The organism is Adonisia turfae CCMR0081 (assembly GCF_011009555.1).
In the GTDB taxonomy this organism is placed as follows: Bacteria; Cyanobacteriota; Cyanobacteriia; order Phormidesmidales; family Phormidesmidaceae; genus Leptothoe; species Leptothoe turfae.
On the sequence record NZ_QXHD01000004.1, the window covers coordinates 710,869 to 724,906 of the forward strand.

Annotated in this window: 15 protein-coding genes; 8 read left to right on the plus strand and 7 right to left on the minus strand. The window is 47.7% G+C overall.

Annotated elements, in window-relative coordinates; genetic code table 11:
- A partial coding sequence (locus DXZ20_RS37300) for a PAS domain S-box protein (RefSeq protein ID WP_250565665.1) occupies positions 1–2,294 on the minus strand: 2,294 nt, incomplete at its 3' end.
- Between the two features lie 235 nt (positions 2,295–2,529).
- On the opposite strand from DXZ20_RS37300, the gene DXZ20_RS07365 reads away from it, so the two are divergent.
- From DXZ20_RS07365 to DXZ20_RS07380, 4 genes are all read left to right on the plus strand, one after another.
- Complete coding sequence (locus DXZ20_RS07365) at positions 2,530–2,799, plus strand: hypothetical protein (protein WP_163697391.1); 270 nt, start codon at positions 2,530–2,532, stop codon at positions 2,797–2,799.
- Positions 2,800–2,890: 91 nt separating this feature from the next.
- On the plus strand, positions 2,891–3,061 hold the full coding sequence (locus DXZ20_RS07370; protein WP_163697393.1) for a hypothetical protein: 171 nt from the start codon (positions 2,891–2,893) through the stop codon (positions 3,059–3,061).
- A 145-nt stretch (positions 3,062–3,206) separates the two neighbouring features.
- Positions 3,207–4,280, plus strand: a complete 1,074-nt coding sequence (locus tag DXZ20_RS07375; protein ID WP_163660930.1) for a Rieske 2Fe-2S domain-containing protein — start codon at positions 3,207–3,209, stop codon at positions 4,278–4,280.
- Between the two features lie 50 nt (positions 4,281–4,330).
- Positions 4,331–5,089 (plus strand): hypothetical protein, encoded by a 759-nt coding sequence (locus tag DXZ20_RS07380; RefSeq protein WP_163697395.1) that lies wholly within the window; start codon positions 4,331–4,333, stop codon positions 5,087–5,089.
- A gap of 302 nt (positions 5,090–5,391) precedes the next feature.
- Here DXZ20_RS07380 and DXZ20_RS07385 read toward each other — a convergent pair whose 3' ends face one another.
- Positions 5,392–5,640: a hypothetical protein gene (locus tag DXZ20_RS07385; protein ID WP_163660934.1), complete on the minus strand. Its 249-nt coding sequence runs from the start codon at positions 5,638–5,640 to the stop codon at positions 5,392–5,394.
- Entirely contained in the window at positions 5,633–5,833 is a 201-nt protein-coding gene (locus DXZ20_RS07390; protein WP_163660936.1) for a hypothetical protein, read from the minus strand. The genes DXZ20_RS07385 and DXZ20_RS07390 overlap by 8 nt, the downstream gene beginning before the upstream one ends.
- Before the next feature lie 242 nt (positions 5,834–6,075).
- Here DXZ20_RS07390 and DXZ20_RS07395 point away from each other — a divergent pair, with 242 nt between their 5' ends.
- Entirely contained in the window at positions 6,076–6,291 is a 216-nt protein-coding gene (locus tag DXZ20_RS07395; RefSeq protein ID WP_163697397.1) for a hypothetical protein, read from the plus strand.
- A gap of 155 nt (positions 6,292–6,446) precedes the next feature.
- Positions 6,447–6,782, plus strand: coding sequence for a nucleotidyltransferase family protein (locus tag DXZ20_RS07400; RefSeq protein ID WP_250565666.1), 336 nt, complete (start codon positions 6,447–6,449; stop codon positions 6,780–6,782).
- A 355-nt stretch (positions 6,783–7,137) separates the two neighbouring features.
- Here the strand turns inward: DXZ20_RS07400 and bchD are convergent, their stop codons facing one another.
- Entirely contained in the window at positions 7,138–9,186 is a 2,049-nt protein-coding gene (gene bchD / locus DXZ20_RS07405) for a magnesium chelatase ATPase subunit D (protein WP_163660942.1), read from the minus strand.
- A gap of 231 nt (positions 9,187–9,417) precedes the next feature.
- Between bchD and DXZ20_RS07410 the strand changes: the two genes are divergently transcribed.
- On the plus strand, positions 9,418–9,984 hold the full coding sequence (locus tag DXZ20_RS07410) for a hypothetical protein (protein ID WP_163697398.1): 567 nt from the start codon (positions 9,418–9,420) through the stop codon (positions 9,982–9,984).
- A 79-nt stretch (positions 9,985–10,063) separates the two neighbouring features.
- Here the strand turns inward: DXZ20_RS07410 and DXZ20_RS07415 are convergent, their stop codons facing one another.
- The 3 genes from DXZ20_RS07415 to DXZ20_RS07425 are packed head-to-tail and all read right to left on the minus strand — an operon-like array spanning position 10,064 to position 12,208.
- Positions 10,064–10,405 (minus strand): carbon dioxide-concentrating mechanism protein CcmK, encoded by a 342-nt coding sequence (locus DXZ20_RS07415; RefSeq protein WP_006517410.1) that lies wholly within the window; start codon positions 10,403–10,405, stop codon positions 10,064–10,066.
- A gap of 55 nt (positions 10,406–10,460) precedes the next feature.
- On the minus strand, positions 10,461–11,360 hold the full coding sequence (locus DXZ20_RS07420; protein WP_250565667.1) for an alpha/beta hydrolase: 900 nt from the start codon (positions 11,358–11,360) through the stop codon (positions 10,461–10,463).
- 38 nt (positions 11,361–11,398) lie between these two features.
- Positions 11,399–12,208: a lysozyme inhibitor LprI family protein gene (locus DXZ20_RS07425; RefSeq protein ID WP_163697400.1), complete on the minus strand. Its 810-nt coding sequence runs from the start codon at positions 12,206–12,208 to the stop codon at positions 11,399–11,401.
- A 168-nt stretch (positions 12,209–12,376) separates the two neighbouring features.
- On the opposite strand from DXZ20_RS07425, the gene DXZ20_RS07430 reads away from it, so the two are divergent.
- Complete coding sequence (locus tag DXZ20_RS07430; protein WP_163697402.1) at positions 12,377–13,672, plus strand: recombinase family protein; 1,296 nt, start codon at positions 12,377–12,379, stop codon at positions 13,670–13,672.
- Positions 13,673–14,038 lie beyond the last annotated feature (366 nt).

Genomic DNA, 14,038 nt, shown 5'->3' on the forward strand with positions numbered 1-14,038 from the left:
GCCTCAGCAATATGCCTGGCCAATGCAGGGAAAAAGTCTTGACCCACTGCAGCAGTTCCTAAAATCAAATTCTGTAGCTGTGACTCAGCTCGTTTGCGATCGCTAATATCCGTATCCACAACCGTGACATACCAATAGTCTCCTGCCTCATTCCACTGCACGAAGCAATTGGCCAAAATCCAACAGATGGAACTATCCTTACGGTTGAATCGATATTCCATATGATGGGTGGATGTGCTGCGCGTACTGAGAATTGACTGCAGCGTAGGTAGCACTTCCATTTCCCAATCATCCTGATGAATTCGTGCTTGCCATAACCCAGCATCTGGAAAAAGCTCATCAGCGGTATAGCCAAAATTTTGTTCGCAATGAGGGGAAATATAATCGTATTGAATTGAGGCATCTGGATAAAAGCGAAAGCGGGTAATACCTGCGATCGCCCTATCTAAAACCTCACTCAGTTGTTTTTGGGAGTTTTTTAGCTCTAACTCTAATTGTTTGCGAGCTGTAATGTCCTGATAGGTTCCCAATACCCCAACCACCTCACCTGCCAGATTATGTAGCGGCAATTTATTCGTTTCCGCCCAAAGCCGTCTACCATCTGCCTTAACCAAGGTTTCGATAATTCCCAGCTTGGCCGTATTAGACACCATGACTTGCAGATCGTCAGCTCGATAGCCTGTCGCTTCGGTCCGAGGCCAGGGTATCTCGAAATCCGTTTTACCAATGATGTCAGCAACAGAGTCTAAGCCAGCATTTGAGAGATAGTTACGATTACACCCCAGATACACACTGTTGAGATCCTTCCAAAAAACTGAGAGCGGGAACGTATCTAATACAGTCTGTAAGAATTGCTCCCGCTCCTGTAATTCAGCAGTGCGTTCTGCCACTTTATCTTCAAGGGCTTGGTTAAGCTGTTCCAGGGATGAGATTGCTCGCTGACGTTCTAGTTCAGCTGTCGCCCGAGCCGCAAACGACTGCAGAATGGCTTCGGCCCGTTGGGGCGATTGAATTGGTTGAGTATCAAGAATACATAGATCGCCTATGACATTCCCTTGGGCATCATGTAGAGCAATACCTAAATAGCTTTCTGCCCCCATCTCAGCCAAATCTAAATCATCCGGGAAAGACTGCTGTAGCAAAACTTCACAATAAAAGCGTCCCGCCCGTAGCGTCAGTTCGCAAGGAGTCTTTGCTGGATGATAAGAAGTCGGTGTATGCAGCTCACCATGGCCCCAAAACGCTAAGGCATGTAGCTCTTCCCCAACTAACTCAGTGATAATGGCGTAGGCCACACCCAGGGCTGAGGCAATATGACGAACCAACGCTGGGAAAAAGTCCTGTCCCGTGGTTGCAGCAGTGCCTTCAATTAGATTTTGCAGCTGTCGTTCAGCCTGTTTGCGATCGCTAATATCGCGAATCATAAACAGAACTTCATTATCACCACTTTGAATCACCCTAACCTCTTCATCCCGTATCTGATCACCTAGCTGTATCTGTTGTTCATAGGTTTGAAGTACGCCTGTACGTAACGCTTCTTTCAAATAAAAAAGCTGTTGCGTCGCCACCTCCGCCGGAAGCATCTCGATCATCGATAGCCCAACAGGATTCACATCCTCAGGAAATAACGTAATATCTTTTTGATGCGTCACAATTTCGCGATAGACACCCTGAGCATCTACACAAAAAAGATAATCTGGAATAGCTGACAGAATTGCTCGATTTTTAACTGCACTTTGATTCAATACCGATTCAGGGACATGGAGCAAAGTAGATTGTCTGGAACCACTATCCTGTAGCCCGTTTTCTTGACAATCATCCTCTCGCTGATCTGGTAGATTGAAGTCTTGTTGCCATTGTTCAGCCTGTTTTAAAGCTAACAACCTTTGTAACGTTAATTGGGTGACGACTCCCGCCAGATACCCCTGCCCATTTAGAAGTAGTAAATGCCGGCTATTATGTCGCTGAAGTAAATCCAAAGCAAGATCTGCGTCAGTAAAGTCGGACTCACCCAGGGTCAGTGCAGCAGAAACTATGACGTCCGCTATGGTCAAATCATCGAGGGCTAGTTGCCGAGCAGTCAGGCGCACCACATCTCGCTCCGTCAGTATGCCAACCACAGAGCCTGCCTCTACAATGACAACGCAGCTGGCTCGCTCACCATAGCTATCCTGTGCACCAGCCATCTGGTCAACAGCAGTCATAACCAACGTCTCCGAGGAAACCACTAAAGGATCCCGAATAATCGCAGAGTCTAGATCCAGTGACCCAGAGCCGATGACACGAGTGACCATAAATTTTCAAAAAAGAATAACTGTAACGAAACAACAGCAGCGACGTATTAAAGACAGCTATCTCAAAGCACACATCTACGGACTAGTGTCAAAGAATAGTATCGTTATGTCAATTTTGCCTGGGTTTTAAGCGTCTTCTCATAGGTACAAGGTAACATCCTCCTAACGTTGGAACTGAGTTTAGCTTAACCTCAAACTCTTCACACTGTAATTGTGGGGATAATTTTGTCTTGCCATGAATCCTTTCGCAGTTAGTTTTGTTGAATTTCTGATTAAAGCGGTCCAAGTCTACTTTACCGCCGGCTTAATTTTCGCTGTTATTTTCTCCTTATTTGGTGTACAGCGTACCGACTCCGGAGCACAAGGATTTGCCCCATTCTTCCGGCTACTGATTATTCCAGGGGTCAGTATTTTTTGGCCCCTCTTTGCCCTACGTTTAGTGGGTGGAAAACAACATCCCATAGAGCAAACGGCACACCGACAGGCTGCGAAATTCACTCAGTAATTCATTTAGCGACTTATAAGAAAATACGGAGGTTTATGTGATTATTTCACGTCGAAAAATCCATTTATTCTCATCAATAGCTCTGGCAATTATGATGCCAATCATTTTCATTGCAGGGCTCCTATTTCGACCTACCTACGCGACGGTCACCCCGGACACCGATCAATTACTCAGCCATACAAAAGAGCAAAAAATTGTTGTTCAGCCTTCAAAAAAGACTGGATCTGACCAAAATCCCATTGCTGCATTTTTAGAGCAGTAGGCAACAGGTATATGCTCTAACTGCTGATTTTTAAGCTTCAGTGTTGTGTGTACAGTACCCCGTGCTTACACCCGCCACCTATGTACCCAACCTTGCAATCTGACACACCGTTAACCGCACATTTAAGCAGTGATTTCGTCTTGCCATGAGTGTTTCCTATAAATCAATACAGTGGAACCGACAGAAGCTAATCTATGACGCTATCTTGTTAGGCACTGTTGGTCTATATGTTTATATCTTTCTCACTGTCGCCCATCATACAGGTACAAGCTTAGATACTAAAGGAATCCGGATTCGCGCCTATGGGTCTGCGGCATTTATTCTACTCAATGTCATCTTATCCATCGGCCCACTGACCCGATTAGACAAACGATTTTATCCTCTCTTGTTTAATCGACGCCACATGGGTGTCACCATGTTTTTTCTCGCGTTGATTCATGCCATTGGTCTCAATCTGCCAGTGCTGCCCTTCAAAGTTGATGGTGTGCTCACCTGGTATCACGATTTTGGCAACCTGGAGCCGCTGGTTAGTCTTTTTGTTAGCAATACTGAATATGGCGATTTTATTCGTTTTCCCTTTGAAACCCTTGGCGCTGTAGCCCTCGTTATTTTCTTTATTATGGCGGCCACCAGCCACGACTTCTGGCTCGTCAATCTAACAGCTCCCATTTGGAAGGCGCTACACATGGGGGTGTATTTGGCCTATGGTCTGGTGGTTAGCCATGTGATTTTAGGTCCTTTAGAAACAAATCAGCATCCCCTACTCACCCTTGGTGTAGGCATCAGTCTGGTGTGGATTGTTGGGTTACATTTATTCACGGCTTTAAGGGAAGCCAAACTAGATAAGCCGTTTACCGGTAGTACTAATGAAGCAGGGTTTGTGGATGTCGGCAGCCTTGATGAGATTCCAGAAAATCGAGCAAAAATTGTCACCTTAGCTGGGGAGCGAGTGGCCATCTTTAAATATGATGGCAAGCTCTCAGCTGTTTCTAATGTTTGCCAACATCAAAATGGTCCCTTAGGGGAAGGAAAAGTTGTCGATGGTTGTATTACTTGCCCCTGGCATGGCTATCAGTACTTACCGGCTGAGGGAGCATCACCACCGCCATTTACAGAAAAAATTCCCACCTTTGAGATCCGAGTCTTTGGCGATCGCATCTGGGTCGATCCCATCGCTAAACCACCCGGCACACATGTTGAGCCAGCGGTAATTGGTTAATTCCAATATTCTCTTTAGTTTCCCCTCAGTACAAAAGTTTGGACAATCCAATGGCTCAACGCGACGATTTTTATATTGGCTATGCGCCAGTGCCACCCAGCGTGCGACGGTTATTGTTGTGGTTTATACCGGTATTGGTATTATGCGTCTTAGGGTTAGCGCTCATTGCACCACCCCTGCATTTTGATCAGGCTAATCCTGGGCAAGTCATCAACAAGTCTCAAGTATTCGAAGGTCTGTTATTAGCAGAGCCGTCACCCCATTTACTGGTCCCCAATCCTGAAGCACCGGATCAGCCCTTTAAGGTATATCCCCTATCAGGAACCAACAAAATGCTACCCAGACCAACTGTGATGGAAAATGCAGGTAGCTGGGTCAAGTTACAGGGTACGCTAATCCGCCGTCCACCCTATGAGATGTTGGCGGCCCGGTCGGCAGAAACCATAGATATCCCTGCTGGGGCGGAGAGAGTAGAGGAGCAAACAGTGTCGCTAGGGGAGTTTGCGATCGCAGGCGAAATTGTCGATGGCAAATGTTATCCCGGCATTATGAAACCAGGCCGTACTAAAACCCACCGGGCCTGCGCTATTCGCTGCATCAGTGGTGGCGTTCCACCCGTATTTCGCGCGGGCAGCAAGAATGGTCAGTCACTATACTTCTTGCTATCAGACCTTAAAGGAGAAGCCGTCAATAGCCGCGTGCTTAATATGGTGGCTGATCCAATTAAAATTACGGGCGAAGTTATGCAATACGGCGATTCCTTTATTTTGAAAGCAGATCCAGCTACCTATGAGCGATTACCGGCATAAGCTTTAACTCAAATTTAGGTACAGCCAGAACATCAATCAACTTATCTGGTCTTACCATTGGATACCTACATCACCTTTTTTTCCTGGAGCTGACGCGCTGCTTAGTTGAGCAATACAAGGGTGCGATCTCAATATCCTACGCCTTGGTTATTTTAGGCAGAATAAAATCCTTTAAAGAGACCAAGACATGGCATAGGAAATAACGAAGCCTAACAATCTTTGATTGAGACTTTTGTCGGTTGTGTTCAACAGCCCAAGCATTAAATTGTTTAGAAAACGATTCAGTTTCAGCGTGCATTTCCTCAATTTGAGCCCTCATACTCTGAATCTGTGCCTGAAATTTGGCGTTGGAGTTCATTAATATGTTTCCTTAGTTCCGTATGACCATATCGCTGTTCATCAATGAGCACCTGAATCAGCTCTGAAAGTTCGGCAAATTGAGTTTCTTGACTTTTATCAATGGCATCCACCCATTGCAGCATCATCGTCTGAGCATCTTTTAGATCTTGGACAGCTGCTTTCAACTCCTTAATATCTTTCTTATCACTCATTGTCTTCGTCAACCTTATCCAAATGCTGTTGGACAGATTGAAGCTGTCGCTGAATGAGAATCTTGACCTTTTGGGTATAGCTCAAGGTTTGCCAGATGTCAGCATCAATCCCTGCCGCCTCAGGATAACGATCAATATCGGCAACAAGTTCGCCAATGTCTACCATTTGTCGCTCTCGTTTAGCTGGAGCCATAGGTTACTCTCACGTTGGACCTCAATATATTAATCATACAGCGACCAACCATGGTTGACAATGTTGACAATGTCAAATTCTGAATAGTTATTCAACTAGAGCCAGGTAGGGCAGGCAGTGCTCACTGACACTTTTGCAAGTCGCCTAACCCATCTGACTATCAACATTTCAGCAAGCAGCAAGCATAGGGTGCGATCACACTGAGGTACAGATAGCGAACAAAATCCCCACTACACATCAACATGGGAAAAGCCATCCTGCATCATCGATGCTCCATCAAATGTGGCGAAATATTAACTGCCTTCGAAGCAGAACGAGCAGCAGGCATTGACCGATCTTGGAAGTTTATCGATCGCACTATTCTTCCAGGAGAGATGCAATTCATTCTCAAATCAGAAGCCGAAGCATTAAAAGCATGCCACAAGACAAAAAACACTGGAAGCGCCGAGGCCGAATGATAGTGTTTTGCTTTGATGTTTAGCCCAGTCAGGTATTCAGGGCAAATAGACCTGGTTGTAAAAGCAGTATAATTGCCTAGTGCTAAAATACTAGTAGCAATCCTTTAGAGCTGCTTACCGATGGCTAAAACGGCATTGGAGCTAAGCCCAGAAGAGTGGAAAAATATTCATTACCCAAACGGGCTATTACACCAGAGCTACAGGCCCATTGGGACAAAGCATGGAAATTGATTCCCGAGTTAGCAAAGCTGCTCCGTCAAGACTTTGGAGCGAAGCAGATTCAGGTATTTGGCTCAGCCATTAAGATTGACTACTTCTCAGTAGAATCAGACATAGATTTGGCAGCTTGGGGTATTCCAGTTGATAAGTTTTTCAAGGCCATCTTAGCCGTTGATGAATATGATCCTGCTTTTCGGGTAGATTTGGTAGATCCTGTATTTTGTTCTGAACGATTACTAAAAAGAATTGAAGAACAGGGCATTGATGTATGAACGAGCGGTTTATCTACCTCTCCAACAGAATTATTGATGAGCTAAACAAGATAGACCTAGCTACGCAACGTGCTTTCAGCGCATGGCAAGACTTTCAAAACTCTGGAAACGAGTTCTTTTTAGATAGTTATGGTAGAGCCTGTATTCGGGCAAGTCCGTGCAGAGCTGATGGCATTTACTGGTTTCCTTAAAGTCGTGGCTGAGCAGTAGCCGAATATCTAATCATTCTCAAATTAGAGGGTGACGCATCAAAAACAATGCCCCAAGACAAAAAACACTGGCAGCGTCTAGGACGAATGATAGTGTTTTGCTTTGAATTTAGTAGATACTTGTTCTACCTCTTCCCTGCTAAGCCTTATGACTGCAAATCCGCCAGTGCTCCACGGGCCATATTGGCAATGGCTTTATCCGTTGCCTTAGGTAACTGATAATACTTACCGCCCGCTGTCTTTGCCAGTTCCTTACCAAAGCCGGTAGAAACAAACTTGCGCTCAGTATCAATAATCAACAGCTGAAAACCAGTCATACGAATACGGCCAGCTATGTCTAGCAGTTCTGCTTTAATGTCCGGCTTCTCGCCCTCTTCCATGGGTTCTCCTAAAGAACGAGCCAGGGGCACATTCCCGCGACCATCAGTAATTGCAATAATCACCACATTGCCCGTATCACCAGACTGTTGCGCATTGGTACCCACGCGCACGGCCTGACTGAGGCCATGGGCCAGGGGAGAACCACCACCACAGGGCATTGTCTCCAACCGACGGCGGGCAGACGTGATCGAACGAGTCGGTGGCAACAACACGTCTGCCTGTTCTCCTCGAAACGGAATCAGGGCTACCTGATCGCGGTTTTGGTACGCATCTGTCAGCAGACTCAGAACAGCTCCCTTTGCCGACTGCATACGATTTAGCGCCATAGAGCCAGAGGCATCCACAACAAAAATGATTAGCGAACCCGCCTTACGAGCCAATCGCTTCGCTCGAATATCACCCTGCTCAACAATCACCTTGCGCTCAGGTTGACGGGCACGACGTGCCTTTTGATAAGGGGCAGCCGCTCGCAACGTGGCATCAACGGCAATGCGCCGTACAGGACCCTGGGGCAAAATCGGCTTAATATAGCGACCTCGATCTTCAGAGATCACAAGACTCTGTTTTCCCGAGCTGCCTTGTCTACTCATGGATTCAGCAAACAACAGGAGAGATGGGTCTAGAACAACACCCTCAGGGTCAAACAAAAACTCTTCTGGAATACTCGGAGGAGACTCTTCTTGTTCCTCATCAGGTTCATCGTCGTCGTTATCATCCTCGTCCTCATTCTCTTGGGACTCGTCTTGATCATCTTCTTGCTGATTTTCTGGCGGTGGGGGCGGTGGGGGCTGCTCATCTTCCGGTGGCGGCTGATCCATGTTCATGGCACGGGGAATAATCACTAGTTCCACCGCACGACGTAGATCATCCGCATTGATTTCAGTGCGACCGTCTAACGCAGCACTGGCCTTAGCCACCCGCACAGCAAAAAGTTCAGCACGATGGCCTTCTACACCACCGCGAATGGCTTCTGTCACCAGATACTGAACCTGGTCGGGAGTAATGACAACATCCTTAAGCCACTCGCGGGCCAAGATGATCTGGGTTTTAAGGTTGTCAATTTCTTCAATATACTCGGCTAAAAAGCCTTCTGGATCATCAGCGTAGTTAGTTGCCTGATCGGTGGCGTCCACCCGCTCTTCCATGGTCAGCGCCCGGTCGGCGGAGAGTGCGATCGCAATCCGGTCCAACAAATGCTGTCTCAACACCCCCTCTTCCGGGTTATAGGTCGCCACCAACAATGGTTTACAGGGATGCTGAAAACTAATACCCTCACGCTCAATCTGGTTACGCCCTTCCGTTAACGTCCCCAGTAGCAGGTTCGAAATCTGATCGTCTAGCAGATTGACTTCATCAACGTAGAGAACGCCGCGATTGGCTTCAGCTAGCAAACCTGGCTGAAAGACCGATTCACCGGTTTGAATGGATTTTGCCACATCCACAGAACCTAGCAACCGATCCTCGGTTACCCCTAAGGGAATCTGAATAAAGGGAGCCGGAATAACTTTGGTGGGTAAATCATCTAGATTCGTGGGATCCCCATGATCGCCAAAACGATCAACGGTAGCATCGTCCCACTCACGCATATTGGTGGGGTCAGCATTGGCATAGGATCCATCGATGATCTCAATCGGGGGCAGCAACTGGTGCAACCCTCTAGCCAACACAGACTTGGCTGTGCCGCGACGACCAGCAATGACCACACCGCCTAACCCAGGATCCACCGCAGCCAATAGTAAAGCTAACTTAATTGCATCCTGGCCAACGACAGCCATCAGTGGAAATGTAGTGGGCGTATCCGCGAGGGCCTGCATCTTTTCTATCTACTCAACTTAATAGTTACTGTATCACTGCTTTTCAGCAATCGTGCCCACGAAAGTCGGCCACTTAGGAGGTGCAGGCTCAGATGTTCAGCCTTTAGAATTTGACTTACGCTGTTGCCAAGCTTATAAAAGGAACAATCTGTCCTTGCCTATCCGTACTCGACAGATTGATTCATCTCACCATGTAAGCAGCGCCAGACGATAAATCTCTGTGAGTTCCCGATGCCTGTTGCTGCCTGTAAACTACTGACCTATAAGGGCCAATACAGCACGTGCCAAATTAAGGTACCAGATATTGATGAAAAGTTGCCTGCCGTCAAAGTAAGTGGTCAATACTACAGCCGGTTTCGCCGGTTTGAAGACGCAGAGGCTGCCATGAAGGCATTGGCCAAACTGGCTCGAAATGGAGATGTGCTGGCATTAACCAAACAAAGCAAAGATAGCTACGTCATGTGGGCATTGGAACTAGAGGCCCAAGTTTTCAAAGGCCCTCGAAAGGATGGGCGACGATGGCCAACGTGTGGACCAGCCACATGCTTGATACTGGGAGACGCAAAACAATATAACCAGGGCTATATACAAGTCCCTGACCTGGCCGACCCCATGGTGGCTGTACAGTATGACGACCAATTTTATAGTGTCTATCGGCCAGGATTGGCAGCTGGTGAGGCACTCTATTTAGCGGCCCAACTAACAGGTCGAGGCAATGATAGTGCGATCGCATCTACTTCAAAAGGATACGCCGTTTGCATGCTAGAGCCAGAAGCAACAGCCCATACCCCAGAGTGAAGTAAGTATCTAAAAAATAGAGTGTCGAATTCAATTTCAATAATTCAACACTCAATACTCAAATCTCACGACTCAATCCTTAACGTCGTCCTGGCAAAATAGGTTGCTCTACAGCATTACGGAAGCGCTGCACATCTTCGCTAAAGTCAATGGGTAAGACAGCGACCACGTTCTCGTGGGGACGAGGAATAATCACCCAAGTTTCTAGGACTCCACCGGGAGCATTTTCCGCAGCTTCCACCCCAGCTGCCATAGCCGCTTTGACTTCGGATACATCACCACGAATATTGATGCAGAAACGTGCACTACCTGCCCGAATGTAATTCACCAATGTGACTCGTCCTGCTTTCACCATCGCATCTGCGGCGGCTAGTACAGGGGGAAATCCCTTTGTTTCTAACGATCCTACTGCCTCAGGCATTGTCGCTCTCCTTAACTACGAGCCTAGATTGGCTTTGATTTTATAACTCCAACGTCTATTCTACGGGAGACACGGGGGCTTGAATAGCCACAACGGGTTGCGTTTGCTGAACAAACGTTTCAACCTTCGTAAAGTAGTCCGGCCCAGCCGTACTTGCCACATCGTTATGCCCTGCTTCGGGAACTAGCCACAGTGACTTGGGGGAGGGTGATGCAGCATAGAGTTGCTCTGACATCGCTGCTGCAGTTGTATCGTCTTCTAATCCATGGATATAGAAAACGGGTAGCTGCAGATGGGGCACTTTAGCAAGAGAATCAAACCGCTGGGTCAGAATCCAATTCACCGGCACCCAGTCATATTGCCCAGTTAATTGGACGGCCTGTAGCATTGAGCTAAAGGTACTTTGCACAATCAGCCCCGCTGCCGGGCGGTGGGTCGATAGTTCAATGGCAATGGCTCCTCCCAAGGAATGGCCAAATAGCCACAGCTGCTGGTTCGGGATCTGCCGAGTTTCCGTGAGATAGCGATAGGCTGCGATCGCATCCTCATATACCCGATCTTCATTGGGAAAGGGGCCAGGACTGAGACCATACCCCCGATAGTCCACCATGAGCACGTTAAACCCCATCAACTGATAGCGATGGGCTAGCCCTAAATTTGCACCAATATTCTCGCTATTACCATGGAGATACAGCAACGTCAGTGCACGTGCAGACAACGTTCCTGGTAAACCAGGTAGCCACCACCCATGTAACCCGTTACCAGGAGAAGATCTTCCTTCTGGGCTAATCCAAACTTCTTCGTAAGCTAACTGTTCGTCTGCTGGCGTTTGGGTTAATACAGATGTGGGCGAAAAGATCAGCTTCGTTTGATAAAAGTACAACCCAACACAAAATGCACCATAAATACTGGCAGTAGCTAAGGCCAGTGCCAGTAGACCTTTATAAACCATCATTTACAGCATTACCCAGAAACTCAAACTATTGACCACAACTACAACGACCACTCTTCTTGTAGCGCCTCTAGCTGCCATACGCGGGTCTCGGTGATTGCCGCCAGACAAGCCTTAACATCTCCAGCTGATGGCAAATTAGCCTCATACTCACAGTGGGCATCACGATAATCCAGCCAGGAAAGCTGAACATCCGTCAATGCCTCCCCTGCATCACCATCGGCTAACGCCTGCACAGCCTGATAAACCTCATTAAGCTGGGCATCGGCTGCCGCAAAATCAGTCTCGGCAGTAATCGTCTGTCGCAGCTCAGCGATACGATTATCCGTTATTTGCTCCATACAGCTAGCTTGAATCAGAGGCGCGATTGAACCACCTGCAAAACGATCACTCTCAAACGTGCACTCGGCGTCACGGAAGACAAGCCAACGTTCTTCAGCTCTAGTCAGCAAATCTTTTGAAGCCTCATTCAGACCTTGCTTCACCTCCTGATAGACATCATTGAGCGCCTTATCAGAAACGGCATAATTTTCAGCCGCGCACTGATTCATCTCCTGCTGGGTAGCCAATTGACCGCAGTCCTGTTTAGCTAAAGCTACCGGAGAAGCAGCAGGTGGCGGCGCAGCAGCCTCGTTGGACGAAGCAACCGGTGGCGTCACAGGCACCGGTTCAGCCGCTTCACCCTCGGTCGACTCGGCAGCAGATGAAGCCTCTTGATTAGTTGCTGTAGACGTATCATCAGCCCCATTGGTAGGCGCAGTCGTCTGCTCTGCGCGTCCGCAACTGACCAAAGCCAGGAGTAATGCTATAGAGACTAGTTTGGACAATAGTTTATAAGACGATTTATCCATGGTTTCACAACACCAGCTCGCACCATTGGAGTGTAACGCACCCGCTTTTAGCTATGGAAAATCTAAAGAATAATCAGGGTTTCTAGCGTAGAACAGACCAAAAGCTATAGGTTGAGCGCAAGCTTCTTAACGGTGGGCTGACGGCCCAATGATTCCTGATTATTTCCTATGCAAATCGTCGCCTACCTTTACACAGATCCTCGTCTGGAACCTCCAGTCGATGCCAATCTGTGGGGCTGGGAGGTTGATCGCATCTACAAAGACACTCCCTTTGCCCCACAGCGCCCTCAACTCCAGGAACTATTAACCCACATCCAAACTGAGGCACCGGCCTATCTGCTAATACGACATCTTGATGAATTAGGGGATTCCTTAACATCGGTCGCTGAAAATCTCACGCTCATCGAAACGGCAGGAACGGTGGTGATTGCCACAGAACAGGACTATCAGACAGCCGCAGCTGGCACAACTCACCCGCAGCTACCCATAGTCCTCGCTCAAGTACAAGCCAATCAACGCCAACGCCGTATTCGCCAAGGACATGCGGCCAAACGGCTAAAGGCCCTGCCACCGCCAGGCAAAGCCCCCTATGGCTACCGCCGTGGCAAGCAAGGCTACATCATTGACCGAGCCACTGCGCCGATACTAAAAGCCTTCTTTGAACAGTTTTTGTTATACGGTTCTCTGCGAGGCGCAGTGCGCCATATCGCGAAGCAATATGGTAAAAAAGTATCCGCCTCCACTGGGCGACGCTGGCTAGAACATCCCATCTATAGAGGTCACACCCGCTATGGTGATGGCGGCATCATCCTCAATACCCACCGTCCTCTTTTAGATGCCACCGAAGCAGCCCAGATCGATCGCCTACTACGTCGGAATAGTGCATTACCGTCTAAAACAGCGAGTGCGCCGCGTTCTTTAGCGGGTCTAGTTAGCTGTCAACAGTGCCAGGCAAAATTTACAGTGAGTCGGGTCAGTGCCCCCCGGCGTGCTAAAGACTACACCTATATGCGGGTGACCACCTGCCCAGAGAAATGCAAAGCTCTACCCTACGAAGAGCTGCTAGCTCAGACAATTCAGACTATTTGCCACGACCTGCCTAAGGCGGTGGCTCAGCTCTCTATGCCAGACCAAAGTCCTAAAAATGCGCTAGAGGTTGCGATCTCAACACAAGAAGCCATCCTCAACCAGTTGCCTCAGCTAGTAACCGACGGCATATTAGACCAGACAACAGCTGATCTACGGGCCTATAGCGTGCGCACCAAAGTTGCCCAACTTACTCAGCAACTAGCCCAATTACCCCCAGTCAATCTTAAGGAACTCGCTCAAGCGGTTAGCATCCCTCAATTCTGGGAAGATCTCTCAGAACCAGAACGCCGCTTTTTCTTTCGCGAATTCATCCGTGACATACAGGTTATCCGTTCAGGAAACAGCTGGACACTTCAGGTATTATTTGCCTTCTAGTCAACAACTAAAGTTGTTGACTAGAAGGCAAATAAAAAGAGAGCACCTAAGCACCATGGCGAGATAGACATACAGACATTGCATGGACATCTCTCTAAACGATTGCGCAAACAAAGCAAGTATATTAGCGGATGCATACTGAGAGAAAGACACGACGAGGCCTGTAAGATCCGCAAAAATCCTGAGGACAACACCACAACAATAATTAATCCTTGCTGGAAATTCTATAAAAGTCTCCTTAAAAGCTACGAGATGGCTCAAATCTTCATACACAACATGCGTATTCATCCGCATTTCGACAACATTTTTAGGCATTAAATTTGACATACAAGGGTCAAGAACTAAGTCACAAGACGTCAACAAAAC